Source organism: Paenibacillus riograndensis SBR5 (assembly GCF_000981585.1).
In the GTDB taxonomy this organism is placed as follows: domain Bacteria; phylum Bacillota; class Bacilli; order Paenibacillales; family Paenibacillaceae; genus Paenibacillus_AQ; species Paenibacillus_AQ riograndensis.
Map to the genome: position 1 here is coordinate 6,165,573 of NZ_LN831776.1, position 24,562 is coordinate 6,190,134.

Annotated in this window: 23 protein-coding genes; 4 read left to right on the forward strand and 19 right to left on the reverse strand. The window is 48.6% G+C overall.

The window, feature by feature from the left end:
• Window positions 1–116: 116 nt before the first annotated feature.
• The 3 genes from secF to PRIO_RS26110 form a co-directional block, all read right to left on the reverse strand.
• Window positions 117–1,019, reverse strand: a complete 903-nt coding sequence (gene secF, locus PRIO_RS26100; RefSeq protein WP_020427883.1) for a protein translocase subunit SecF — start codon at window positions 1,017–1,019, stop codon at window positions 117–119.
• Window positions 1,009–2,262 (reverse strand): protein translocase subunit SecD, encoded by a 1,254-nt coding sequence (gene secD, locus PRIO_RS26105; RefSeq protein WP_020427884.1) that lies wholly within the window; start codon window positions 2,260–2,262, stop codon window positions 1,009–1,011. Before secD ends, secF begins: the two co-directional genes overlap by 11 nt.
• Window positions 2,263–2,478: 216 nt before the next feature.
• Complete coding sequence (locus PRIO_RS26110) at window positions 2,479–2,733, reverse strand: post-transcriptional regulator (RefSeq protein ID WP_039835880.1); 255 nt, start codon at window positions 2,731–2,733, stop codon at window positions 2,479–2,481.
• Window positions 2,734–2,910: 177 nt separating this feature from the next.
• Between PRIO_RS26110 and spoVB the strand changes: the two genes are divergently transcribed.
• Window positions 2,911–4,509 carry a stage V sporulation protein B gene (gene spoVB / locus PRIO_RS26115; RefSeq protein ID WP_046505395.1) on the forward strand — a complete coding sequence of 533 codons (1,599 nt, stop codon included), beginning with the start codon at window positions 2,911–2,913 and terminating at the stop codon, window positions 4,507–4,509.
• 4 nt (window positions 4,510–4,513) lie between these two features.
• Here spoVB and PRIO_RS26120 read toward each other — a convergent pair whose 3' ends face one another.
• Window positions 4,514–5,281 (reverse strand): YetF domain-containing protein, encoded by a 768-nt coding sequence (locus PRIO_RS26120; protein WP_020427888.1) that lies wholly within the window; start codon window positions 5,279–5,281, stop codon window positions 4,514–4,516.
• A 216-nt stretch (window positions 5,282–5,497) separates the two neighbouring features.
• Here PRIO_RS26120 and PRIO_RS26125 point away from each other — a divergent pair, with 216 nt between their 5' ends.
• Both PRIO_RS26125 and PRIO_RS26130 read left to right on the forward strand, forming a co-directional pair.
• Entirely contained in the window at window positions 5,498–5,890 is a 393-nt protein-coding gene (locus tag PRIO_RS26125) for a TIGR04086 family membrane protein (protein ID WP_039787573.1), read from the forward strand.
• 105 nt (window positions 5,891–5,995) lie between these two features.
• Window positions 5,996–6,820 (forward strand): phosphatase PAP2 family protein, encoded by an 825-nt coding sequence (locus PRIO_RS26130; RefSeq protein WP_020427890.1) that lies wholly within the window; start codon window positions 5,996–5,998, stop codon window positions 6,818–6,820.
• A 54-nt stretch (window positions 6,821–6,874) separates the two neighbouring features.
• On the opposite strand, the gene PRIO_RS34105 is transcribed toward PRIO_RS26130, so the two are convergent.
• The 15 genes from PRIO_RS34105 to PRIO_RS26200 all read right to left on the reverse strand — a co-directional run bounded on the left by PRIO_RS34105 (window position 6,875) and on the right by PRIO_RS26200 (window position 22,980).
• A complete protein-coding gene (locus tag PRIO_RS34105) occupies window positions 6,875–8,224 on the reverse strand; it encodes a S8 family serine peptidase (protein WP_052741521.1) in 1,350 nt (449 codons plus the stop codon).
• Window positions 8,225–8,234: 10 nt separating this feature from the next.
• Window positions 8,235–8,531 carry a hypothetical protein gene (locus PRIO_RS26140; protein ID WP_046505398.1) on the reverse strand — a complete coding sequence of 99 codons (297 nt, stop codon included), beginning with the start codon at window positions 8,529–8,531 and terminating at the stop codon, window positions 8,235–8,237.
• Window positions 8,532–8,579: 48 nt separating this feature from the next.
• The gene (locus PRIO_RS26145; RefSeq protein ID WP_046505402.1) at window positions 8,580–9,719 is read right to left on the reverse strand and encodes a TIGR04066 family peptide maturation system protein; all 1,140 of its coding nucleotides are present in this window, start codon (window positions 9,717–9,719) and stop codon (window positions 8,580–8,582) included.
• A 16-nt stretch (window positions 9,720–9,735) separates the two neighbouring features.
• Window positions 9,736–11,163 (reverse strand): Cys-rich peptide radical SAM maturase CcpM, encoded by a 1,428-nt coding sequence (gene ccpM, locus PRIO_RS26150; protein WP_052741522.1) that lies wholly within the window; start codon window positions 11,161–11,163, stop codon window positions 9,736–9,738.
• Window positions 11,164–11,269: 106 nt separating this feature from the next.
• On the reverse strand, window positions 11,270–11,464 hold the full coding sequence (locus PRIO_RS37520; protein WP_081487258.1) for a CLI_3235 family bacteriocin precursor: 195 nt from the start codon (window positions 11,462–11,464) through the stop codon (window positions 11,270–11,272).
• Between the two features lie 69 nt (window positions 11,465–11,533).
• Window positions 11,534–13,294 (reverse strand): ABC transporter ATP-binding protein, encoded by a 1,761-nt coding sequence (locus PRIO_RS26155; protein WP_046505404.1) that lies wholly within the window; start codon window positions 13,292–13,294, stop codon window positions 11,534–11,536.
• Between the two features lie 441 nt (window positions 13,295–13,735).
• A complete protein-coding gene (gene yajC / locus PRIO_RS26160; protein WP_020426614.1) occupies window positions 13,736–14,050 on the reverse strand; it encodes a preprotein translocase subunit YajC in 315 nt (104 codons plus the stop codon).
• A gap of 44 nt (window positions 14,051–14,094) precedes the next feature.
• Window positions 14,095–15,231, reverse strand: coding sequence for a tRNA guanosine(34) transglycosylase Tgt (gene tgt / locus PRIO_RS26165; RefSeq protein WP_046505407.1), 1,137 nt, complete (start codon window positions 15,229–15,231; stop codon window positions 14,095–14,097).
• A 21-nt stretch (window positions 15,232–15,252) separates the two neighbouring features.
• Window positions 15,253–16,281 carry a tRNA preQ1(34) S-adenosylmethionine ribosyltransferase-isomerase QueA gene (queA, locus tag PRIO_RS26170; protein WP_020426616.1) on the reverse strand — a complete coding sequence of 343 codons (1,029 nt, stop codon included), beginning with the start codon at window positions 16,279–16,281 and terminating at the stop codon, window positions 15,253–15,255.
• Between the two features lie 9 nt (window positions 16,282–16,290).
• Entirely contained in the window at window positions 16,291–18,372 is a 2,082-nt protein-coding gene (locus PRIO_RS26175) for a SpoIID/LytB domain-containing protein (protein ID WP_046505411.1), read from the reverse strand.
• Window positions 18,373–18,414: 42 nt separating this feature from the next.
• Window positions 18,415–19,422: a Holliday junction branch migration DNA helicase RuvB gene (gene ruvB / locus PRIO_RS26180; protein ID WP_020426618.1), complete on the reverse strand. Its 1,008-nt coding sequence runs from the start codon at window positions 19,420–19,422 to the stop codon at window positions 18,415–18,417.
• A 28-nt stretch (window positions 19,423–19,450) separates the two neighbouring features.
• Entirely contained in the window at window positions 19,451–20,074 is a 624-nt protein-coding gene (ruvA, locus tag PRIO_RS26185) for a Holliday junction branch migration protein RuvA (RefSeq protein ID WP_020426619.1), read from the reverse strand.
• Window positions 20,071–20,574 carry a crossover junction endodeoxyribonuclease RuvC gene (ruvC, locus tag PRIO_RS26190; RefSeq protein WP_020426620.1) on the reverse strand — a complete coding sequence of 168 codons (504 nt, stop codon included), beginning with the start codon at window positions 20,572–20,574 and terminating at the stop codon, window positions 20,071–20,073. Before ruvC ends, ruvA begins: the two co-directional genes overlap by 4 nt.
• 372 nt (window positions 20,575–20,946) lie before the next feature.
• Window positions 20,947–21,702 carry a BofC C-terminal domain-containing protein gene (locus PRIO_RS26195; RefSeq protein WP_167345668.1) on the reverse strand — a complete coding sequence of 252 codons (756 nt, stop codon included), beginning with the start codon at window positions 21,700–21,702 and terminating at the stop codon, window positions 20,947–20,949.
• Between the two features lie 108 nt (window positions 21,703–21,810).
• Window positions 21,811–22,980, reverse strand: a complete 1,170-nt coding sequence (locus PRIO_RS26200) for a serpin family protein (protein ID WP_020426623.1) — start codon at window positions 22,978–22,980, stop codon at window positions 21,811–21,813.
• Window positions 22,981–23,287: 307 nt separating this feature from the next.
• Between PRIO_RS26200 and fabV the strand changes: the two genes are divergently transcribed.
• On the forward strand, window positions 23,288–24,478 hold the full coding sequence (gene fabV / locus PRIO_RS26205; protein WP_020426624.1) for an enoyl-ACP reductase FabV: 1,191 nt from the start codon (window positions 23,288–23,290) through the stop codon (window positions 24,476–24,478).
• Window positions 24,479–24,562: the final 84 nt, after the last annotated feature.

A 24,562-nucleotide genomic window follows, 5' to 3' on the forward strand; every position in this document is an offset into this window, starting at 1 on the left:
GAGGCCCTCCTTACCACTAGCAAGTATCTCATGATGACCGCTCCGCCCTGACATCCCACTCCAAAGATTTCGAAAAGCCGCGTCGTCTTTGACGCGGCTTTTCGGGTGTGACGGCTTTAGGCTTTCGCCGGATTGCTCTTCACGGGCTGCTTCTGGCGTTTCTTCAGCAGCAGCCAGAGCGGACTTGCGATAAAGATCGATGAGTAGGCTCCGAAGAGCAAACCGATAACCATAGCAAGCGAGAACATTTTGATCGATTCTCCACCCATAACAAGCAGGAAGAACGCGGCAATAAATACCGTAAAGGCTGTGTACAGAGAGCGCATAAGCGTCTGGGCCACACTTTTATTAACCAGCACCTTAAGATCCTCATAGGTCTTCTGCTTGCCAAAACGCAGATTCTCTCGAATCCGGTCAAAGATAACAATCGTATCGTTGATCGAATAACCGATGATCGTCAGCACCGCGACAATGAAGGTCAGGTCAACCTCCAGGCGGAAGATCGAAAAGACAGCTACGACGATAAAAGCATCATGCACAAGCGCCACGATCGCAGCCAAGGCAAACCGCCATTCAAAACGGATACTTACATAAATGATAATCCCGAGACAAGAGATTAGAACCGAATAGATGGCATTGCGCGCCAGCTCTTTGGCCATTTCCGTATCGACGGTGTTGATCTCGAAGGAAGCTTTGTCATCCAGCTTGGTTACCGCAGCTTTCAAAGCCTCGTCCTGATTACTGTCAAGCACTTCATCATAACGGATGTTCACCCGGTTCTCACCTAAGGTAATGTCCGGCTCATGGGAGATGCCCAGTTCCTTCAGAGCCGGCTTAAGCTGCTCCAGCGTGATGTTCTTCGACAGCGCCACGTCCACATTGGAGCCTGCTTTGAAATCAACGCTGTAATTCAGACCCATGGTTGCCAGAAAGATCAGACCGGCTAACGTAATTGCAATGGAGAAAATATAGAAAAATCTGCTCAGATGTACGAAATCAAGCTCTTTCTTAAAGCGCACGGATGTCACTCTCCTTTACCCCAAATTGCTTCGGCTTTTTCAGAGCGCCGGCTTTGACCAGCACGGTAAGCAGCCAATGGGCAAAATAAAGGTTCGTCACGATACTAAGCACAATTTCCACGATCAGGATCAGGGCAAAGCCCTTAACCGCACCCGTACCAAAAGCGAACATTACGGCCGCAACGATAATAGTGGTTACGTTCGCGTCCATAACTGTGCGGAAAGAGGTTTTGTTCCCTGCCTTGACAGAAGACAAAATACTCTTGCCGTTGCGCATTTCTTCCCTTATCCGTTCATTGGTAATGATATTGGCATCGACCGCCATCCCTATACCGAGAATAAATGCGGCGATACCGGGGAGAGTCAAGGTAAAGTCGGCAACGACGAATACCGCAATCAGCAGCCAGGTATGAAGGATCAGCGCGAAGCTGGCCAGAAGACCCGGCAACCGGTACATGCCGATCATGAATATCAGAATAATTATAGAGCCTACAAGTCCGGCTTTGATGGTCTGGTCAAGAGACTGTTTACCGAGGGTTGCGCCAACGCTTTGGGAATATTTCTCCGTCAGCTTCAGCGGCAAAGCACCAAGGTTAATGGTATCAGCCAGTTCGCGTGCTCCATCAATAGTATAATTACCGGAGATTGAAGCAGTGCCGTCTGTTAATACCGCTCTAACGACTGGCGGATTACCTAACAGCTGATCATCGAGATAGATAGCCATTTCTTTACCAAGCAAACGCTTGGTAATTTCCGCAAATTTGTCTTTGTCTTTGATCTTGATGCTGATCTCAGGCTGATTCAGATTGTTGCGTTGAACCTCCGCCGCTCCCTCAACAAAGTCACTCCCTACAAGCTCAATCTTGCTGAAGGTGCCTTGCGGATCCCCCGGAGCAGCGCTGCGGAAGGTCAAAACTGCGGGTTCTTTCATCTTCTTGCGGACTTCGGCCTCATCGGTAACGCCCGCGATCTTCAGACGGATGCGGTCCGTTCCTTCTGTAGTAACCTCAGGCTCGCTTGTTCCGAGTGCGTTCGCCCGTTTTTCCAGGCTCTCTGCAGTCTTCTGCAGCGAAGCACGGGATAACTCTGCTCCCGCCTCCATGGGCTCGGCGTGATACAGAATCTCGAAGCCGCCCTTCAGGTCAAGCCCCAGACGGACCTTGTCCAGCAGCCCGGGAGTTGTAAATACCATAACCCCGGTTAATACGAGCACGGTAATAATAAAGCTCAACATTCTCTTCATGCTCTTGCTAGTTCCCCTTTCATTACTCAATATTCCTATTATAGCTACGTGCGAAATCACCGTCAATTCAGGCAGAAATGACGTTACGGTTCTCACACAAAGAAACGGCCGGCTCTGCTCAAGCGGCATGCCATCCGTTTATCATAGGAAATGCTGAATGCTCTTCTCTTACTTTAACGCTTCCTGAACCTGTTTGCAAAAGTAAATCGTTCCTTTTTATACGTTCAAACCGCGATAAGCGGCAATAGTCAAATAGTTCATATAACTATTAGCCTTGAGTGAATAGATATCATTCACCAGCTTATGCAGGGCGGGTCTGCCTTCCTTGTCATAATTGCGGCTGACGCAGTCCCAGATATCCTTGCCCGTTACATATTCATAGCCGAGGAGCCGAAATTCCTCCGCTTTGCTGCGGCACATGGCTTCGATTTCATCACTAAGCTGTTCATAACTCCACTCTTCCGATTCCACGTGTTGACACCTCCAAAGATCGCTCGCTTATGCATGTTCACAAATAGGTATTCGACCAGACTTCCCTTGTTTCCTTCTTCCGGCTGAAAAGTTGTCACGGATAAAGCTTGTCATGGAAAAGCCTATCATCCGCATATCAATGTAAGAGAGACTACTTGTGGGAAGAAGGAGTGCCCTTTGAGGAAACAGAGCTTTATTCAAGGAACCTTGATACTGCTGGCCGCAGGCATCATTAACCGGATGCTCGGCTTTATTCCGCGAATTATTTTGCCGCGTGTGATCGGCGCCGAGGGGGTAGGCCTGTATCAGCTCGGCTATCCGTTTTTCATTGTGCTGATTACGATCATCACCGGCGGAATTCCGCTGGCCATTGCCAAAATGGTCGCTGAAGCCGAAGGAGAAGGACGCCCCGAGGAATCCCGGCGGATTCTGCACAGCGGACTGGCCCTTAGTCTTGGACTTGGTGTTTTTTTCACGCTGCTCGCATTGTTCAGCGCTTCCTGGGTCTCCAATGTGATTCTGACAGACAGCCGTGTCTATTACACCTTTGTCAGCATGACACCGATGATTGCTATTGTTGCCGTTTCTGCGATCTACAGGGGGTATTTTCAAGGCAGACAGAACATGATTCCTTCGGCGCTGTCCTCGGTCCTGGAATCGGTCATCCGGATTGTTTTTATGCTGTGGTTCTCCTGGCTGCTGCTTCCCAGAGGGGTTGCTTATGCGGCGGCAGGAGCCATGCTGGGTGTAACGGTTGGAGAGATTGTCGGCATGCTGGCGCTCTTGTGGCAATATTATTATATCGTAAAAAGGGACAAGAAAGCAGACTTATCTCCTACAGCAAGCACACCGGACCCTGCGCCGGAAAACGAGGAAAAAACAGCCGCTTCTGCCAAAAGCCATTCCATCTTCAAGCGGCTGATCCGAATTTCCGTGCCCGTCACTGCCGGACGGCTGGTGGGTTCGTTCTCTTATCTGCTGGAATCCATTATCACCGCCCGCAGTCTTGCCCTCGCCGGAATTGCCACGGCAGCCGCTACCGCACAGTACGGGTCACTGCAGGGGATGGTGATTCCTTTGCTGCTGCTGCCGGGGGTGCTCAGCTCTTCGCTTGCGGTATCGCTTGTGCCTTCCTTGTCGGAAGCTTCGGCGCGCCGTGATCTGCCCACGATTCACAAAAGAATGCACCAGGCGCTGCGCCTGGCTATGGTAACCGGCGCCCCGTTTGCTGCGGTTATGTACATTTTTGCCGTACCGCTCTGTACGCTGATGTACGGCAATGCCGACACGGCTCCGATGCTGCGGATGATGGCCCCTTTTGCATTGTTTTTATATGTCCAAGCACCTTTGCAGGCTGCCTTGCAGGCTATGGAGCGCCCCGGCAGGGCACTGGTCAACACACTGATTGGAGCGGTCGTCAAAATCGTGCTTATCCTTCTGCTTGCCTCACAGCCCGAGTATGGCATCTACGGGGCGATCATCGCAATTATCATCAACAGTATTCTGGTGACTATGCTTCATGGGTACAGCCTGGTCCGGCTGATATCATTGTCAATCAGGCTGGCCGATCTGCTCAAGACACTTGCTGCGATGATTATCATGGCTGCCGGAATGTCTTATATCTATACCTCTGTGCCAATCGCCCCTGCGCAGTGGGCCCAGTTCCTGTTCGCCGCCGGCAGCGGGATGGCGCTCTATTTCGGAATCTGCCTGCTATCGGGCCTAATCTCCATCCGGGATTTGGACCGGGTACCTTTTATCAAAAAACGGCGCTGAAGCTTCAAGGCATATCCAGACGGTCTACATAAATTTCTCCCTTATGGTTAATGGAGCAGAGAAACACATCCTTGAAGTCCGACACGCCTTTTTGGCGAATCTGGGTCCTCAGCCAGAATCGCGTCTTGCCGATCATTTCCAGATTGTGATCCTGAACCTTGCCGTCCATGATAAGCGGAATCGGCAGGCCTTCATATCTGATTTTATGGCTTGGAAGCTTAACGCGACCTTCGCCGTCCCCGCCGGAAGGCTTGGCCTTATCTCTGGCTTCGGCAGTTGAACTGCTGTTGCCGCTCTGATTGCTGGAGGATATCCCCTTGTTCTTCTCAATAACTGTAAGCTGTCCGCTGGTTTCCAGGATTGCAAACTCCACATCGGCGGGACTGTCGATATTTTGTCCGCGGAGCTGGAGCAGCAGATCGTCAATATTATACCGCTGCTTGCGCATTTCCCCGCGATGCAGCTTGCCATTGGAGATCAGAATGCTGGGTTTGCCGTCGATCAGGAGCCGCAGCTTTCTGCTCTTCAGGCTGAACTGCGCCACCAGGACCTGAATCAGCACCAATGTTGCCATTGGCACCAATCCATCATAAATCGGCCGTTCAATATCTTCTATAGAAAATATGGCAATCTCGGCAATCATGATGGAGATCGTCAAATCAAATACCGAGAGCTTGCCGATTTCCCGTTTGCCCATAATCCGCATGCACAGGAAAATGAAGATATACATCAGCACAGTCAAAAAGATATGGGCTGAAATATGCTGGAACATATTCTCTTCGCTCTCCTTCCAGTGGTCACCCGCCGCCGCGGGCAAATTAATGTACCCCTATTCTGGCCCCTCAACCAAGGGAACATTCGGCAGACGGCTTATTAATTAATGGTAAAAAGGGCTCAAAGCCCCTTTCGTGTACTATTGGGGCAAGCCCCCCCATACAATAGTTAGTAATCATTCCTTGTGTACTAAAAACTTTTAGGAGGTCGTACCATGTATTTAATCCGGCGTCTATTCTCGTGGAGGATATCGAGTCCAGTGTTATCAGGCTTATGCCGCGCTTTTCTGTGGATGCTGCTGGGGGCGATGGTTCTCTCCCTTTTACTCTGGGGAAGCGGACTGGAAGAACAGGATCTTACTATGTACACTTATATCGTACACGGTGTTGCCGCTGCCTTCGGCGGATTGACTGCAGGACGGAGAGCCCCCGGCAAAGGCTGGTATCACGGGGGGATCACGGGAGCGTTATACGGTATTATTGTTCTGCTGATTGGCTTTCTGGCGCTGGACAGTGCTCCTGCCGGCATCGATTGCTTGTGGGTTCTGGCAGCTGCGGGAATTGCTGCATTCGGTGGAATATTCGGGGTTAATTTACATAAATCCTAAAATTTCAATATAATCGAATCCTGCTCCTGAAAATATGGTAAACTGGATTCATCTGACTTTACATGCGGGATCAAGGAGGCTTCGATTGTTTTGCTTTACCAATCTATGAACTATGTAGTGCTGTACACCGTTGTAATTGTAGCTGTATTGATGTGGCTAGGTGCCCGTCGCAATCCTCTGCTGGCTTTTGTGGAGATCGGAAAGGAACTTATCCACTCATATAAATTTCTGCTGCTTGTAGCAGGAATGTTCGGTGTGCTGGCCGTGAATAAATACGAACTGCAAATTGAGCGGAAGCTTCATATTACTTCTGATTACACGTCTTTCGTTTTTGGGCTTGAAGGCCATTTTGTCAGGGATCTGCAGCATTTGTTTTTTGCTCCCTGGCTGACGCCAATCATTGTATTCTTCTACATTTTTATGCTTCAAGCCGTGCTGGCTGCTTCTCTGGGGGTCTACCTGCTGGATAAGAACCGCGTCATGCTCTACGCAACCTGCTATGCGATTATCCTCAACTATGCCATTGCTATTCCGTTTTATCTCTTTTTCCCGGTGAATGAAGTATGGTCCTATGTGCCGGCAGGCGTCCGGTTTACCATGCTGGATGTCTTCCCGAGATTTGAGCAGGAGTACAGGCCTCTCTCAGGTCTGGACAATTGCTTCCCGAGCCTGCACACCGCAATCTCTGTATCCACCGCCCTGCTCGCCTTCCGCTCCGGCAACCGCCGCTGGATAGCGATCACGACCGTGTCCGCAGTCATTATAGTGTTCGGCATCTTCTATCTTGGCATTCACTGGCTGACTGACATGCTTGGCGGCACCCTGCTGGCCGTGCTGTCAACCACAGTTGCCGTGCAGCTCGCCAAGCTGACGCTGCGCAGCAGCGAGGGACGGCTGGCCATTCCCAGCCGGGCAACGGATACACGCTGATTACTTTATAGAAAAAGGCCGGGAGCCCATATATGGGTTCCCGGCCTTTTTCCTTCAACTTGTTAATACTTTTTGAATGGATTTATAAGTGGTTCTAACGTCTTTGCTTAATGACTTCTGATCTGCATATACCGAAACATCCATAATTTCCTCTTGTGGTTTATATTCATAAACAAAATGTTTTTTATGCGAAGCATTTCTTTCCAACAGATGAATTGTAATATCAAACTGGTAATGTTCAACGTCTTCTGAATCAGAGGCTTCACTTGCAAAAATAATTACATCACATTTGTATTTTTGGTGAATGAATCCGAAAAATTCTGAGCAGCCGATACCTTCAGATAAATATTCGAACCCGTCAAAGATATCGGGAGAATGATCTGAAACAATCACCGAGTAAAATTTATCCTTATGGAAAAAATGATTAAGGATAATTGAGAATTCCTTTTTTAAGTAACCTCTAATTAATATTACAGGAACAGGAGGATCAACCGTTTTCATTTGTTTCAGCAACTTATGGATATAAGCTCCGTAAAATTCACTGCTCCATAGCCTAACTTTTGGATCGCTCCCGTTCAAGTTCCCTGGTGAAAGCATTCTTATTTCATGAACACCATCTTTTACGGCAGTTATACTGTATTCCTTTTTTTTCATCATACAATCTGTATTAATAATCAAGTAAGGGTTATAGCTGCTTTCATTTGCAGTTGAACGAGTATAAAGTTCTTTTTTGATATCTTCCACAGTAAAAAAGGGATTCTCAGTGAGTATCCCATGAACTCTGCTGGTTATAAAAGGAGCAGCGAAACTGTTGGAACTGTTCGTCTCAAAAACTTCACCTTGTTCTGATGGAATAGAATGTTTACCGCTTGTAATCACATCTACTCCATCATAAGGATAAGGATCAAAAACATATGGATTGGAGTGTAGGTCGTCAGAACTTTTGACTCCAATTACATTGGTTAAACTGGCCGGCAAAGTAAAGAGGCCGTTATTATTAGATGCGGCTACCATAATAAGGCCTTGTTCCGCCACTTCATTTACACAATCCCGAATGGCAGCAAAATCCAAAAAGTAGGTTGACCCTAAACTGAGGTTGACGATTTTGATATGGTTAGCCAGACACCAGTATAATGCTGTGATCAATTGTTTGGTTGTGCCTTTGCGGTTATTTTTTTCATTTAAAATCTTAACGCTGGAGAGTCTGGCGGTCGGTGCATATTTTTTTATGATTCCTGCACAAATCGTACCGTGGCTTTTTAAATGCTTATCATAATGCTTTCGATCGATAATTTTTAAATTACCTTTTATTTCTTTATTATATTTTAGAGTGCCAATCTGAAACGGGTATTCATTTACTCCGTCATCAATGAGGCAGACATCTATCGGATTGTGCCCTTTCATCCCACTACCACTACCTAGTAGTTTTATTTTTCATTTCCCGAAGAATAATTGCAGAAATATTGGATATGGTGTTGAATCCGCCCGAAACAATATCTTTTTCCGGAATAGAAATCCCGAAATTTTCTTCAATTTCAATATATAATTTAAGCAGATGCCTTGCTTTCATATTCACGTCCCGTTCAAGAAAATTCCGGTTATATTTGTCTTGCCCCCATAAATCGGTATCAATCAGCAGCTTGCTCTTTAATATTTTATCCAGCGACTCTGCGATTTCTTTAACAGTGATTTCCTGGCTTATAATCCCCAAGTGTACCATCCCTTTCCTGGCGGTTTGCGATGTCTAATAATTAAGCTTCTAGAAATTGACTGCCATTTCAGCTTCCGATAATTTGTCTACAATTAAACCGGCAATTTTCGCCGTATCTCCTTTATCCAGAATATTAAATACAGGTACTGAAGATACAACACTGCATTCCTCAATACTCTTTTGCATAAAATCTTGATTAAGCGTTAATGTGTTTACAGAACTTGGCTTAGAGTTCGTCATTTCGACCCAATCAATCTGCCTATTGGTTATATTCAAGGCATCAATATCCAAGCCGAATTTATATTTGATAGAATTTATAATTCCATCCAAATATTCTGCTGTATACTTCTCGTGAAACAGACTTACTACTACAGCATCGGGAACAACCGCCTGAAAAATTTCATATGCCGTAATTCCAAAGCCATTGGTGATTTTGTTGTTATAGCGCATAAAGCCGCCAGGTACGGCTACGATAATTAAGTCAGGCTCCTCAGTGGATTCAATCTGTTTGATGTACCGGTTATAGCACAAGATTTTATCTGACTCACTGATTAATTCTTTCATGAACCCCGGAAACGAATGAAACCCCAAAAATTCACAATATGATCTGGAACCAACCACACTCACTTTATAACCCATATTTTCAAAGGCGGATTTTAGATCCAATTGCAATTGAAACTTATGAGTGTTCTCGGCTATTCCAACGACTGCAAGGATCGGGGTAGTACAATCTATAATTTCTTTTTGTCCAAACACCAGATCATTTAAGAAATCTGCATGACCCAGATGATCGTCTCCATAATTTATAAAATAGCTGCCCTTCTTCCCGCACTTTTCTTGTACTTCTTCTAATTTTTCATTCAATGGAATTAGGGTAATAATGTTTTTCCCTGCTTCAATTGCACTCAAGAGTTTGGGATAGATGTTCTTTTCCAGCGTATATGAATTGTCGGCTTCAGCAAAGATTACAGTATCAATTCCACCCAAAATCTGATCAAATTCCTGACTCACCGTAATGCCAAGGAATCCGCCGCCATCAGCATAGCTGGCATCCTTGCCGCATAACCCCCATCCCGGTAAAGAGGAAAGCTGAATATCGCTATAATGGTCAACAAAACCTTTGTCTCTTAACAAGGGAGTAAAATGGGAGTCGTAAGGATAAATTAATACACTTTCTTTATTCAACATACTTCCCTCCAAATCATTATCCTGTAATCTTCTGAACCATTTCTTTTTTCAATCCGCATTCTTTTAGGGTACATACGTCCTTCAGCATTTCATCAAAATTGTAGCGGACATCCCGGCAGGCTTTTTGTTTTGCTTCCTTGCTCAGTTGATTTCCATCATCGGACAATGAAGCACATACTCTGCAGTTCCGGAATGCATAACACTCCTTACAGCTTTCTTCCGTAAGTTGTCCTACATTCAATAATTTTTCTATTTTGTCAAAAAAGAACCCCTCTTCAATATTGCCGATTCTCATAATATCCGATGTCTCACTAACCCTCTCACATGGATAAAAGTGGGCATCCGTACTCATAAACAACCGGATTTGTCCCGGTACGCAAGGTCCGGAATGGTGATCCTGTTTGGCTAATGGGGCAATATTCCGGTGCGAGTTGCTGATATACTCAAAATGCTCCCGGTAGGCGGCTCTGATTAATTGTGAATTGTTCGCTTTGGAAACCTTGCCCAATACAAACAACAAATATTTAAATTTGCTGTATTCCCATTCCCCTACAAAATTTTCGCTGAATTGAACGCGGTCATTCCGGTAATTATTAGATACAAAACTTCCGATCACCGCTGATTCATTGAAAAATTCTTCTTCACTGGCGATGAAATCATCCAGACAATTAAATTGTGCTGTTGGGTCCATAACCATAGAAAAGGAGAGATTTTTTTTGATGTCCGGGTACTTTTCCACAATTCTTTTGATGTTATCATATACAGCATTGAAGGTTCCGCAACCGGTTGAGGCAAACGTACGGTGCTTATCATGAATTTCTTGAGGCCCATCCATACTGACGGTAATTCTCAAATTGTAGCCCAGCAATCTCTTCACATTAGTTTCATTGAGCAGGCTGCCGTTTGTGGTCAGACTAAAAGAAACGTTTTTCCCTTCTGCCGCTTTTATCGCGTAGTCCATGCATTGAATAATCAGGTTCATCTCCAGCAGCGGCTCGCCGCCATAAAAACTGATATCGATGTCCTTGGCATCCTTAGAATGCTCGATCAGAAAATCTATTCCTTTTTGGGCAGTGGCAAAATCCATCCGTTTATTGCTATGTACCCGATTTACATAAGACCCGGAATACACACAATAATTGCATCTGAAATTACAATTTTGGGTGACTTGAAGAATGATTTTTTTTAAATTATAGCCTAAAAGCTCATCAAGCATTTTTCCATTGCTATGCTTTATTTCTTCTACGCGGTTGTTTGACAGATAGCCTTGATCCTTTAATTTTTGGATAACCGGATGCTGGCTTGAACGTACCGCGTCAGGATCGTTGATAATTTGATAAGTTTCCTCATCGACATTGATAATTTTATTTTTATTCACATCAAAAAAATAATACTTATCCATATTTTCGAACGAATAGATCAACGGATTTTCTTTGGTCAACAATGGACTGTCTCCTTTACCGTTTCGTAGTCATGCTTCTGCTTAAGGAATAAAAAGACTAGGGCTCTGCTGACAGGTAGCTTTGTCTTTAGAACCCTAGCATTTTCGGTTAACCTCTCACTTGAGCGGTTGCAGTCGGAGTGTAGTTTTGCGATCCGCTATCAGCGCTAGTATTGCTAACATGCAAGAAATCAGGACCCCAGCAGCTGCAAGTGGCGCAATAACATGCACAAGAAAGATGACAATCAGCATAAGCCTCAACAGTATGCATTTGCGAAAAATTCTTTTTATTTAATTTTCTCATTCATTTCGCCTCCCTTCGTATGTAATAGATTATATAAATTCCAGAGTGACAGGCACTCCGAAAAGTATATCAACTAATCAGTTCTCTGCATTCCAGTTCGCTTTCATATAACTTTTTATATGTAAAATTGTTATTCAAGAGATTTCTATGGCTTCCTTGGCCTACCAGTTTGCCGGCATCAATAACCAGAATTTCATCTGAATCAATAATGCTTGACAGCCTGTGGGCAATCACGACAACGGTATGGTCATGAGAAATGGAGCTTATTAATTCCTTGACCAGTTGCTGGGTTTCATTATCCAGTGAAGAGGTTGCTTCATCGAATAAAATAATTTTGGATTTTTTCAACATCGCTCTAGCGATGGCTATCCTTTGTTTTTGGCCGCCTGACAGATTCGCGCCATTCTCCTCAATGACTGTTTTATATCCATGCGGAAGACTCATGATGTAATCATGAATTTTTATCTGTTTGCAAATGGCTATCATTTCTTCCTCAGTTGCCGCTTGGTTCGCGATGAGCATATTTTCAGCAAATGTTGCATTAAATAAATATGGAGTTTGGTGCACTACCGATATATGCTGGCGCAGTGTTTCTTCATTAAAGTGATTAATATCTATTCCATCAATCAGAATGGCTCCTGTATCAGCCTCATAAAAATGGAGCAGCAGATTAAAAATTGTAGTTTTCCCGCCGCCGCTGCTGCCTACAATTGCAGTTGTATTATTCTTTGCGATGGTAAAGCTCAGGTTGTCAACAACCTGCAAATCGTCTCCGTAACCGAAGGAAATATTACAAAACTTAATTTCCCCTTCAATGTGCTGCATTGCCATGTCCCCAAACTTTTCTCTTTTATATCCAAATTCATCCAGCAGGTTGAATATTCTCTCAAGCGAAGTCAGCGCTTTCTGGATGTTGCTGCTGATTTGGGTAATGTTCATTAATGAACCCGTGAGCTGGCTGGAGTAAGAGGTAAATGCAATAAAGTATTCAATGTTCAGCTGTCCTTTATATATTAGAAACCCTGCTATAGCCATAACACTAAGCTGTGAGAGAAATGAAGTGAACTGTGATAATGACCGGGCCACAGTACCTATAACATTTATATTTATATTTTTTTCTCTAAGCAGGCTGGCCAGATTTAGAAATTGATTAATTTTTATCTTCTTGATGCCCAAACTCTTTATTTCTCTGATCCCGGTTATGGACTGTTGGAGATTACTGAAATAGTTGTCATTTAACTTAGCCAGCTCTTCACTTCTCCTTCTTATTTTTTTGCCGGAGAAGGTGAAAATAAAAAATGTAACCGGAAAGCTAATTAGAATCACCAAAGATAGTGGAACACTAATCTGAAAAACAACAATACATATGATGACCACCCGAAGAATGTCGATTGCAGTATTAATCAATTGGTTGGTGAGGATGCTGGCAACAGTCGCAGTGTCTCCCTGCAAACGGGATATAAATTCGCCCACCTTCATTTGGTCATAAGCCTTTACAGGAAGTTCAATGATCTTTTGAAACATATCTCTTTTCAAGTCATAAATAATATTTTCGCTTAATGAGGAAAATAAATAGGATTGAAAGAAACTTAAAATGGTTACAAAAAGTTCTGTTATAAACAGATAGATTAACATTACACTGAGCTTTGCAAATTCCTTAGAGAACAATAACGCGATGACCTTACCTAATATCAATGGCTCAATAATTTGCAGAATCAGACAAAACACAATACAAAAAAAAGTAGTAATTATACGCAATTTGTAAGGAAAGAGATACATCAAACATCTTTTCAGCAAACCAATATCCTTTGTATTAACTATGGATTTCATAAGCCATACCTCTGATGGTAATATTTAATCAATAAATTAGTTATTTCATGTTTTTACACTTTATAATAACTTTCACTTGCAAAGCCAATTCTACATCTTTCGATATAAATTGTAAACATATTTTTACTATATTTCAATTTTTAGTATATTTATTTATGGAAACTAAACTATAATTGTTGAACATTTAAATTTATTCCTCTTTTATCCAATTAATCAATATACTACTGTGTTTTTGCTTTTGCAAATATGTAAAATACTGGATTTGCAAAAGCGGAAAATTTCTTTATCCCACGGGTTCGGACTTCAGGAAATTGCACAAAACCCGCTATTTTTTCGTAGAAAAATAGGCCACCCGAAGTTTACGGCTGACCTATTACTACGAAAAAAGCGCTGTCTCTCTTGTGAGAAACGGCGCTTTTTATGTAAGGCTGTACTAAATAGCTACTCTTTATCTTCTACATCCACAACCGAATGACTGATGGAACCCCGGTCAAAGGTCAGTTTGGTCACATCGTTTACCCGCAGGACTACGATGTCATCGGAAATTTCCATAATCGTCCCGTGAAGGCCTCCAATGGTCACTACCTTATCGCCCTTTTTCAGAGCTTTCAGCATAGCGTTGCGAGTCTTGGTCTTCTTCTGCTGCGGACGGATGAGCAGGAAGTAAAACACCACAAACATCAGCACAAAAGGACCTACAAGACCCAGGATGCTTCCGCCGCTCCCTGCTGTTGCTGCATATTGAAACTGTAACATAATTCTCCCCCCTTTCAAAAGACAATGAAACACTTGCCCATTACCTAAAATCCTTTTAGATTATCATATAATCCATATTGCGCAAAAAACTCATCGCGAAAATCAAGCAGCCGATCTTCCCTGATGGCTTCACGCATTTTACGCATTAATTCCAGCAGGAAGTACAAATTATGGTATGTCGTTAACCGCAGGCCGAAGGTTTCATCGGCTTTGATCAGATGGCGCAAATAAGCACGGGAATAATTCCGGCAGGTATAGCAGCCGCACTCCGGATCAAGCGGCCCGAAGTCGCGTGCATACTGCGCGTTGCGGACTACAAGTCTTCCCTGACTGGTCATCGTTGTCCCGTTGCGGGCAATACGTGTAGGCAGAACACAGTCGAACATGTCCACTCCACGGATTGATCCTTCCAGCAGCGCATCCGGTGAACCTACGCCCATTAAATAACGCGGTTTCCCTTGCGGCAGCAGCGGAACCGTATAATCCAGCACTTCATACATAAGCTGCTTGGACTCTCCGACGCTGAGCCCTCCAATAGCATACCCCGGGAAATCCATGGAAGTCAAATCAGCCGCACTCTGGCGCCGCAAATCCTCATACATGCCTCCCTGAACGATGGCGAACAGTCCCTGGTCTTCAGGACGGGCATGGCTTTTGAGGCATCTTTCGGCCCAGCGTGTAGTGCGTTCCAGTGACTTTTTGACGTAATCATATTCTGCCGGATACGGCGGGCATTCATCAAAAGCCATCATGATATCCGAGCCCAGCGCATTCTGGACCTCCATCGCCACCTCCGGCGAGAGGAACTTCTTGTCCCCATTCAAGTGGGAACGGAAATGCACGCCTTCTTCGGTAATTTTGCGCATGTCACTCAGCGAGAAAACCTGAAAACCGCCGCTGTCTGTTAAGATGGGCCGGTCCCAGTTCATGAATTTGTGCAGGCCGCCGGCTTCGCGGATAATATCATGACCCGGACGGAGAAACAGATGGTATGTATTGCTCAAAATAATATGCGCATCCATCTGCTTCAATTCTTCAGGACTCATTGTTTTGACGGTGGCGAGTGTACCTACAGGCATAAATGCAGGCGTTTCAATTACACCATGCGGGGTATGCACCCGGCCGAGCCGCGCACCGGATTGTTTGCAGGTCTTGATGTGTTCATAAGTTATTGCTGCCATAGGTTTAACCCTTCCTCTTGCTTAATAGATAAACATTGCATCGCCGAAGCTGAAAAAGCGGTAACGCTGCTGAATCGCAGCTTCATAGGCGGCAAGTATATTCTCCCGTCCGGCCAAAGCGCTCACCAGCATCACCAGTGTAGACTTGGGCAGATGAAAATTGGTAATCAGTGCGTTTACAACGGTAAATGTATAGCCCGGGTAAATAAAAATATCCGTCCAGCCGCTGCATTCTTGAATCGGACCGCCTCCGGCCTGTCTGCCGGCCGTTTCCAGTGTCCGGCAGGACGTTGTGCCCACGGCTATGATCCGTCCGCCCCGGGCTCTGGCAGCATTGAGCATATCCGCTGTCTCCTGGGACAAGACGAAATACTCGGCATGCATCACATGCTCTTCCACCTTCTCTACTGACATAGGACGGAAGGTGCCTAGTCCGACATGAAGCGTAATATAGGCAATCGTTACACCTTTTGCCTTGATCTGCTCCAGCAGCTCCCGGGTGAAATGCAGGCCTGCGGTCGGCGCGGCCGCCGAGCCTTCATGCTTGGCATACACCGTCTGGTAACGCTCGCGGTCATCCAGCGTCTCCTTGATATACGGCGGAAGCGGCATGCTTCCCAATCTGTCCAGAATTTCCTGGAATATTCCTGTATAGATGAAGCGGAGCGTCCGCCCGCCCATGTCAGCCTCGTCTTCAATCACTGCCTTGAGCTCCTCGCTGAAGATAATCACAGCTCCGGTCTTCAGCTTCTTGCCGGGCTTCACCAGCGCTTCCCAGCGGTCTTCGCCCAGACTCTTCAGCAGCAGGACCTCCGCTTTCGCACCGGTGTCTTCCTTGACGCCGAAGAGCCGGGCGGGAATCACCCGTGTATCATTCAGAACCAGCGTATCACCAGGCCGAAATTGCTCCAGTATATCCGTAAAATGCCGGTGCTCCAGTTGGCCATTCTCCTTGTTCACGAGCAGCAGCCGCGATGCACTGCGGTCGGACAGCGGAGTCTGGGCGATGAGCTCCTCCGGCAAATGGAAGTCATAATCATCTACATTCATGGTCAGTCTTCATTCCTTATTTATAGTAACGTTATTAAAGTAGTGTTGCAATATTCGCTTGTAATCATACCCTTTGTCGGCCATGCCCTTCACGCCCCATTGGGACATGCCAAGCCCGTGGCCGTTGCCCCAGCCTATAAAATAGAATCCGGAGCTGGCCGTGACTACTCTGGACGAAGCATCTGCACCCATAACTACGGTACCGCTGCCGCCCGCTGTCCCTTTGCCGGAAGCAGAGAGTATTCCAGCGCTCTGGGAGCTGTTAACCGCTGCCGTAGAGCCGTTAGCGCCTAATACAGTATAACTGCCGGCAGGTACAATATCAAACAAAGTACTCGGTAATCCGCCGAACGCCGAACGGAACAGATCGGGATATTTCACCTGCAGAATCTCCCCGTTGGCTTTTACTTGCGTGACTCTGCCCGAAGGCCCGCGCTGCGAAACCTGCAGACTGCTGATGGAAGAGGGCAATGAATTGCTGACCTTGCCTGACAGGCTTTTGAGCAGCTCCGCTGAAGTGTAAGGCCCTTTAACCCAGCTGTAGCTTCCGTTCTCATAGAACTGATCCAGAACTACGGCATTTTCGCCGGGGTTCAGCTTGCCAAGCGGACTTGCACTGCTCTCAACGACAGGCAGCGGGCGGATGTTCACATCTTTGGTGCTCGCAGTAGCTATAGCCAGGCCAGCCGCAGTTTTGCCGCCGGTCAATTGGATATTGTCCTCCCGGGCATAACCCGAGACGCCGCTGTCCAGCAGCAAGTAATACCATTTCTTCGATGCCGCTGCAGCGGAGTCTTCAGCACTGGCAACACTGACAAAGGTGGCACCGCCGTTGCCCCATACCTCCGAAGGGTCGGCGGTCACACCGCCGCTGTTGGAGGAGAACACTGCCTCCACGATCTTGCCGCCGCTCATCAGCACCTCGCCGGCGGTAGCATCTACTGCTTTTGTAATTGTAGGTGCTTCAGCTCCAATACCGTAGTACACCTGGCTGAGTGTGGTATCCACCACATTCGCCACATCAAAACGGTTGCCCTGCGACAGCGCATAGCTCCGCGCCGCTACAGCCTGGGCCTTAAGCGCTTCTTCGGGCCAGCCTGAAGAAACCTCTCCGCCGACAACCGCATATAAGTACTGCTCCAGCGGAACTTCGTTAATGACAGCCAGTGATCCTGAGAGTGCGCTGAGCTCCAGATTGCCGCGGTAAACGCGCTTGGAACGTTCAGCTAGTTGAATCCCGGCGGAATTGCCGGAGACTATGAATTTGGCTCCTGTACCAGACACCTGGTAATGAAACGCCTGGCTCTCGCTGCTCCAGTCCAGTCCCGCATCTGTACGGATCATCATCCCCGGTGTCGCAGCCGCTCCGGCGGATACGGCAAGCTGCGGAAGCGCAGCCGTAACTGCAGTCCGCAGCGCGGCAAGATCGCTGTCGTTTGCCGCTTCGCCGACCCATACTTCCACTTGAGCGCTGCCGTCTGATCCGCTTACCAGCGTCTTCCAGGCATCAAAACCAGCCGCTGTAATCGTGCCGGCCACAGCATCCGCTTCCTCCTGGGTAGCAAAGGAGCCTGCGGACAGATGTTTGCTTCCAACCAGGGCCGGAGCCTGTCCCTCGGCAAGGGTCAAGCCTGCTTTGCTTACCCGGTTCAGCCCTTCCTTCGCCGCACTTTCGCTGGTGTAAGGACCCGTGTACAGCTGATAGACCGTCGCGCCATTCCGCGAAGCTACAAACAGCATCGGCTTATCGGAGGTCGATTGAAGCTTTTTGGCGGCTTCTGCGGCCGCCTGCCATGTAGGGCTGTCCATCACCTTAACCTTGTATCCGTCGAGGCTGACGCGGATTTTGTTATTTGCCGGAATGGGCAGCAGCTGGGCACTGCCGGACATCAGGCTGAAGCCCGTCGTCGAACTCAGCGTCACGAAAGGGACGGTAGATTTATATTTGCTGCCAATATCGGCAAACAGCGCAACCCGGATGGTTGCGTTCGGATCGGCATGGCTGTCGGCGGCAGGAAGCAGCAGGCCGCCTGCCATCAGGGCGCCTGCAAGCAGGCTCATTCCTGTCTTTTTCCACCTGGCAAGATTCATCTTGATGCCTCCTATTTAATAGAGATGATAGCAAAAAAAGATTTATTGCGGCTGCGGAGGAAGCGGAAGGCCCAGATGCTGATAAGCGGCAGGAGTCACAACTCTCCCCCGGGGCGTCCGCTGCAGAAATCCAATCTGCAGCAAATAAGGCTCATATACATCCTCAATGGTCTGGCTCTCTTCTCCGATTGTCGCAGCTATGGTATCCAGTCCGACAGGTCCGCCGCGGAAGGAACTGATCATGGAATGAAGCATCTTGTGGTCGATGCTGTCCAGCCCGCGCGGGTCCACCTGCAGCATCTTCAGCGATTCTCCGGCAATCTCCGGCGTAATGATTCCGTCGCCGCGCACCTGTGCGAAATCGCGAACCCGCTTCAGCAGGCGGTTGGCAATCCGCGGAGTCCCCCGGGACCGCAGGGCGATCTCTTCGGCAGCATCGCCCAGAATCTCAATGCCGAGCAGTTCGGCATTGCGGGACACGATGAAGCTCAGCTCGTCGATCGTATAATACTCCAGCCGGCTGACCACTCCGAAGCGGTCGCGCAGCGGCGCAGACAACAGCCCGGCTCGGGTAGTGGCGCCGATTAGCGTAAAGGGCGGCAGGTCCAGGCGCACCGAGCGGGCGCTCGGCCCCTTGCCGATCATAATATCCAGCGCGAAATCCTCCATCGCCGGATACATCACCTCTTCCACCGTCCGGTGCAGCCGGTGAATCTCGTCAATGAACAGCACATCGCCCTGCTGGAGATTGGTCAGCAGCGCGGCCAGATCGCCGGGCCGCTCAATGGCAGGCCCGGATGTTGTCCTGAGGTTCACACCAAGCTCATTGGCGATAATATTCGCGAGTGTCGTTTTGCCGAGACCGGGAGGCCCGTACAGCAGCACATGGTCCAGCGCTTCACTGCGCATTTTGGCAGCTTCTATATATATTTTCAGATTCTCTTTGACCTGGTTCTGTCCGATATACTCTCCCAGATAGCGGGGGCGCAGGCTTAATTCTACAGCCTGCTCGTCCATCATCAGGTTTGCCGATATAATCCGGTCATCCATTATCCATCACTCCGTTCTGTCAAGCAGCCTATTTGGCTGTATACAGCAGCCCCAACGCCTTCTTCATCAGCACATCAACCGGCCCTGAATCGGCACCTTCCTTCTTCATGGTCAGCCATACCCGGTCCAGTTCGGCTTCGGTATAACCAAGCGCCCTCAGCCCGTCGCGGGCTTCCTCCCAAGGCAGGGCCTCCGCCGCAGCCTGGGCTTCAGCCGCTACAGCGAATAATCCGGTCTGCATGGATACCGCGCTCAGGCCGTCCAGCTTGTCCCGAAGATCCAGAATCATCCGCTGGGCCGTCTTCTTGCCGATCCCCGGCAGCTTGGTCAGGAAGGTGATATTCTCCTGGTAAATCGCCGAGATCAGCTGATCCGGTGTTCCGCCGGTCAGAATCCCCAGAGCTACGCGCGGGCCGATCCCGGATACTTCAATCAGCTTGCGGAACAGCTTCTGCTCTTCTCTTGTCGGGAACCCGAAGAGCAGGGTAGCATCCTCGCGTGTCTGGTAATGGATGTAGATCGTCACCGGCCCCTCCAGCTTGGCAAAAGCATACGGGTTCGGGCAGAATACCCGGTACCCTATGCCCTGGACATCCACCACCACATATTCCGGCTCCAAATGCACAACCGGACCTCTTAAGTAATCTATCATTTTCGCAATACCTCATTTAATTTGGAATTAAGACTCACCGAATGGGCGTGGCATACCGCCACCGCCAGCGCATCCGCCACATCATCGGGCTTCGGCACAGCCGCCAGCTTCAGCAGCAGCTTGACCATCTCCTGCACCTGCTTCTTCTCGGCCTTGCCATAGCCCACCACAGCCTGCTTCACCATCATCGGAGTATACTCCGCGACGGGAAGCCCGCGCTGGACAGCAGCCAGGATCAGCACACCTCTTGCTTGTGCCACCGGCAGTGCAGTGGTTACATTGCGGCTGAAAAACAGCTTCTCCACCGCGACCGCATCAGGCTGGTATTTATCAATGAGCTGCACCATACCCTCGTAGACATGCAGCAGACGTTCCTCCTCCGGCGTGTGCGCCTCCGTCTGGATGCACCCGTACTGAACCGGCGTTAATTTGTTTCCTACCTTATCCACGAAGCCGAAGCCGACAATCGCCAGCCCCGGGTCAATTCCCAGGATGCGCAAATCCAATCTCTCCTCTTAAGCAGGCAGCATATTCCTACTGTTTCATCCATTTCGTTGCCGTGAAGCGAACATATGTATTCCTTCTAACCATTATAGCAAAAAACCTTCTTCCGGGAGAATAAAAGTTTGCTGCCGCCCGGGAAAAGAAGGTGAATCTCCGGGTTCAACACCGGCTTGCGGACAGAGGTTGGAGTCCGGAACAGCACAACAGCTGGCCTGCTCGTTCATTACTGCTGTCTCAGAACACGGCTCCCCCTCCCGGCCGGCCTCTGCAAGCGCAATAAAAGTGAGTGTCCGACACACGCCCTACAGCACAAAAAAGGCCGCCCCGGCTATAACAGCAGCTCAAGGGGCAGCCTCTATTCCAAATTGCTATTCTTCGCTTTGCATCACCTGTTCCGACGAGTCCCGCGCATAATCGCTGAAGGTGGACAGCACGCTGTTGTACTCTTCTACATCTTGCACGCGGATGCCTTCATGGAGCTGCTCTAAGATTTCATCCGGCAGCGAAGACTTCATCGAGCCCATGTCCATTTGAAAAAAGGTTTTCAGCACCTTCTCCTGCGCCGGCGGACCTTTGAACAAGGTCAGATTGCCCTGCTCGTCCACACCGAAAAAGGCGTCCTTCTTAATCAGCGGCGATAAGTCGTTAACCATACGCTCCAGCCAGAGATCCCCGTCTGCGCTGATCCAGCCGTTCCAGCCCGGATGTGCAGCGATGACCTGTTTGAGCTGGACGAGGGGCTTGTCCCCGGGAAGGGTTACGATCTCCTCCCCGGAAATATAGGTTGTCTTCAAGTGAACCGTCCGGCTGACCGGTTCCTGACTAAGGGTCTCCAGCAGCTGCTTACGATCCAGAGCTGAAGCCCCTTCAGTCCCTTCTTCTTCAGCCTGGCTGTACGCAGCCGCTGCAGCCGGCACGCTTCGACCCGGATCACCGGATGAGGCCTGTTCCTGCAGCCCGCTCAGTTGGTCAGGCACATTCCATGCCGTATCACTCAGTAAGCCGCTGAGCTCCTCCGGGACCTGCATACCGCGCCAGGCAAGCAGCGTCAAGGCTATACAGGCCGCTCCCACCCAGGGGGCTCTTTTCCAACGTCTCCAACGCCGCCACAATTGTTTCTTCAAGCGAAAAGCATTCACGTTGATCCCTTCATTCTGCTTTTTTCCTATTGTGACCTGCAAAGGGATCAATTATGCGCTTAGCCCCGAAAATTTGACGAATTGACCCGGTTTTTAATGAGTCAACAACGGATTTTCAATCGCACCGAGGAACAACCAGACTCCTGTCTGCCGGTCTTCGATCACAAAAAGAAAAGGCCGGTCCACTGTCATTTGAAAGGGGAGTTTCACAGAAGGAGCAGCACCTGCAAGCATTTCTACAAGCGTGGAGGCTGACGCTTCGGTCCCTTTTTCGTTCACATCGACATAGGTTTTATGAATGATCCTGCTGATATAGATGGGATCGGGAGTATCGGCCAGCTTGGAGAAATCGCCTTTCGCCGGATCAAAAGCCTGTTTCACGCCCAGCGCTTGTACTGCGTCCTTCAAATCCGTTCCATAGTTGGCGGTAAACCGCGGCAATCCTACCGTCCCCTGCCGGTTCTCAAAATCCTCTTCAGCAGGAAAACTCCCTCCCGCAAGCCTGGCTTCCAGATCCTCCAATGAAGAGCGCTCACTTGGCAGAATAACCAGCATATCCATCTGCTCATCTCCATAGGGGATACGTATGGCTTGCCAGTCTTCATGCGCCGCGTACGGAAAATACCCGGTTCGACTCATCATCGGCACTTGTACCGTCTCATCCGCCGGGAGATGAAATTCTGCCTGCCGGGTATTTTCTTCAGGAAAAGCATCCTTCCAGCCGCCCTTGAAATACAGCGCGTTCACAAGTACAGCCACAGCATCGGGACCTGGAGGCTGATCCAGCATCTCCTTAATCGTATGCTCCGTATGCTTGGATACCCATCCGTTAATTTCGGTGACTGAACGCGGTGCGGCAAGATCTATCGTGCGGATCTCCGCCTTATAATAAGCTTTGCCGGTCTTAAGGTAATCTTCGCGCAGCGGTAATCGGGAGGTGCCCCAGACGGAATTGGCCAGCTTCAGCTCAATCCCCGGCCCGGCATCCTGCATCACCGGCAGCAGTGCCTGATGGCTTGCGTTCAGTTTCTGGAGCTCTCCCGGTGCATAGCCGAGCAGCTGTCCCAATTCTTCCGCCGTCTCCCCGGCGCTGCCATTATAAGCAAGTGCCAGGGCGGTGGCGATGCTGTAGGGCGAAATCGTCAGGTTACCTCCGCTCTTGTCTCTCAATTGGCTGAACAGCTTCAGCCCGAGCAGGTTGCTCTGCTGCGCCAGCCGGAAATCCAGCTTGGACGCAGCGGCTTGCCTTTCGGAATAGCTCATCACAGTCCCTCCTTGGCTGCAGCCTGACAGCAGAAGGATAGCTAGCAGGAGCACGGGTATTCTTTTCACCATATCGTTACACTTCTCCCTTCATCATCCGCTCAGAATGATATGCACAGCACAGCAAGTACTGTAACTGACGCAGAGGTCTGGAAAAAGTTTCAATTAACTGCATATGCTCTAGCCCGTGCCGGTGCTTGGCCCTCAAAATATAAAAAATACATTCATACTTATCTTTCTAAGCCATCATTTGCTATACTCTATATTAGCGAAAATGTTAAAAACTAAAATAAAGGGGTAATCCTTGATGATCATTCAGCCAAAAACACGCGGCTTCATCTGCACAACCGCCCATCCGGAAGGGTGCGCCAAACAAATACAGGAACAAATTGATTTTGTAAAAGCTCAAAAGAAGCTCAGCGGCCCAGTGAACGTGCTTGTTATCGGCGCTTCCACCGGATACGGGCTGGCTTCACGGATTGCTGCCGCTTTCGGCGCAGGAGCCAATACCATCGGTGTCTTCTTCGACAAAGCCGCTGAAGGTACGCGGACGGCTTCGGCAGGCTGGTACAACTCGGCCGCATTCGAGAAGGCTGCTGCACAGCAGGGCCTCAAATCTCACAGCATTGTTGGAGATGCTTTCTCCGATGCCATCAAGACCAAAACGATTGACCTGATCAAAGCCGAATACGGCACCGTTGACCTTGTGGTCTACAGCGTCGCATCCCCGCGCCGCACACATCCCGTAACAGGAGAAACCTTCTCCTCCGTGATTAAGCCGGTTGGCGCCGCCTACACGAATAAGACAATGAACTTCCATACCGGAGAGGTATCCACGGTCACTATTGAGCCGGCAACAGAGGATGAAGTCCGCCAGACGATCGCCGTTATGGGCGGGGAAGACTGGGCAATGTGGATTGACCAGCTGCAGGAGGCCGGTGTGCTGGCCGACGGGGCAACCACCGTAGCCTACTCCTATGTTGGACCGAAAATCACCCATCCGATCTACCGGGATGGAACGATTGGCCTGGCCAAAAATGATCTGGAGCAGACCGCCATCGCGCTCCATGAGAAGCTGAGTGCAAAGGGCGGACGCGCTTTTGTCTCAGTCAACAAAGCCCTTGTTACACAGTCGAGCTCCGCGATTCCGGTAGTTCCACTGTACATTTCCACTCTGTATAAAGTGATGAAGGAAAAGGAACTGCACGAAAACTGCATCCAGCAAATGTACCGTTTGTTCACGGATCATCTGTATAACGGCGGTGAAGCGTCTGCGGACGGCAGCCACCTGATCCGTATCGACGACTGGGAAATGCGCGAGGATGTGCAGATCGAAGTTATACGGCGCTGGAACGAGCTCGAAACCGGCAATGTTCCTGAGCTTACCGATCTGGAAGGCTACCGTGAAGACTTCTTCCACCTGTTCGGCTTCCAAACCGAAGGTGTGGATTACGAAGCCGATACCGATCCTGCGGTAGAGATTCCGAATCAGGTGTAATGCTTTTGTAGTAATTCTGCCCTGAATATAATATAGAAGCCGCCCCTTGAAGTAACTAGGGGCGGTTTCTTTGCGTGCGCTCTT

Coding starts and splice junctions, on each gene's coding strand:
- ruvA (WP_020426619.1), bottom strand. CDS start 20,074: ATGATAGATTACTTAAGAGGTCCGGTTGTGCATTTGGAGCCGGAATAT.
- PRIO_RS26125 (WP_039787573.1), top strand. CDS start 5,498: ATGTATTTAATCCGGCGTCTATTCTCGTGGAGGATATCGAGTCCAGTG.
- yajC (WP_020426614.1), bottom strand. CDS start 14,050: ATGTTACAGTTTCAATATGCAGCAACAGCAGGGAGCGGCGGAAGCATC.
- PRIO_RS26130 (WP_020427890.1), top strand. CDS start 5,996: ATGAACTATGTAGTGCTGTACACCGTTGTAATTGTAGCTGTATTGATG.
- PRIO_RS26175 (WP_046505411.1), bottom strand. CDS start 18,372: ATGAATCTTGCCAGGTGGAAAAAGACAGGAATGAGCCTGCTTGCAGGC.
- queA (WP_020426616.1), bottom strand. CDS start 16,281: ATGAATGTAGATGATTATGACTTCCATTTGCCGGAGGAGCTCATCGCC.
- PRIO_RS34105 (WP_052741521.1), bottom strand. CDS start 8,224: ATGAAAGGGCACAATCCGATAGATGTCTGCCTCATTGATGACGGAGTA.
- PRIO_RS26120 (WP_020427888.1), bottom strand. CDS start 5,281: ATGTTCCAGCATATTTCAGCCCATATCTTTTTGACTGTGCTGATGTAT.
- tgt (WP_046505407.1), bottom strand. CDS start 15,231: ATGGCAGCAATAACTTATGAACACATCAAGACCTGCAAACAATCCGGT.
- PRIO_RS37520 (WP_081487258.1), bottom strand. CDS start 11,464: ATGAGAAAATTAAATAAAAAGAATTTTTCGCAAATGCATACTGTTGAG.
- PRIO_RS26200 (WP_020426623.1), bottom strand. CDS start 22,980: ATGAGCTATTCCGAAAGGCAAGCCGCTGCGTCCAAGCTGGATTTCCGG.
- PRIO_RS26155 (WP_046505404.1), bottom strand. CDS start 13,294: ATGAAATCCATAGTTAATACAAAGGATATTGGTTTGCTGAAAAGATGT.
- ruvB (WP_020426618.1), bottom strand. CDS start 19,422: ATGGATGACCGGATTATATCGGCAAACCTGATGATGGACGAGCAGGCT.
- secD (WP_020427884.1), bottom strand. CDS start 2,262: ATGAAGAGAATGTTGAGCTTTATTATTACCGTGCTCGTATTAACCGGG.
- PRIO_RS26145 (WP_046505402.1), bottom strand. CDS start 9,719: ATGTTGAATAAAGAAAGTGTATTAATTTATCCTTACGACTCCCATTTT.
- fabV (WP_020426624.1), top strand. CDS start 23,288: ATGATCATTCAGCCAAAAACACGCGGCTTCATCTGCACAACCGCCCAT.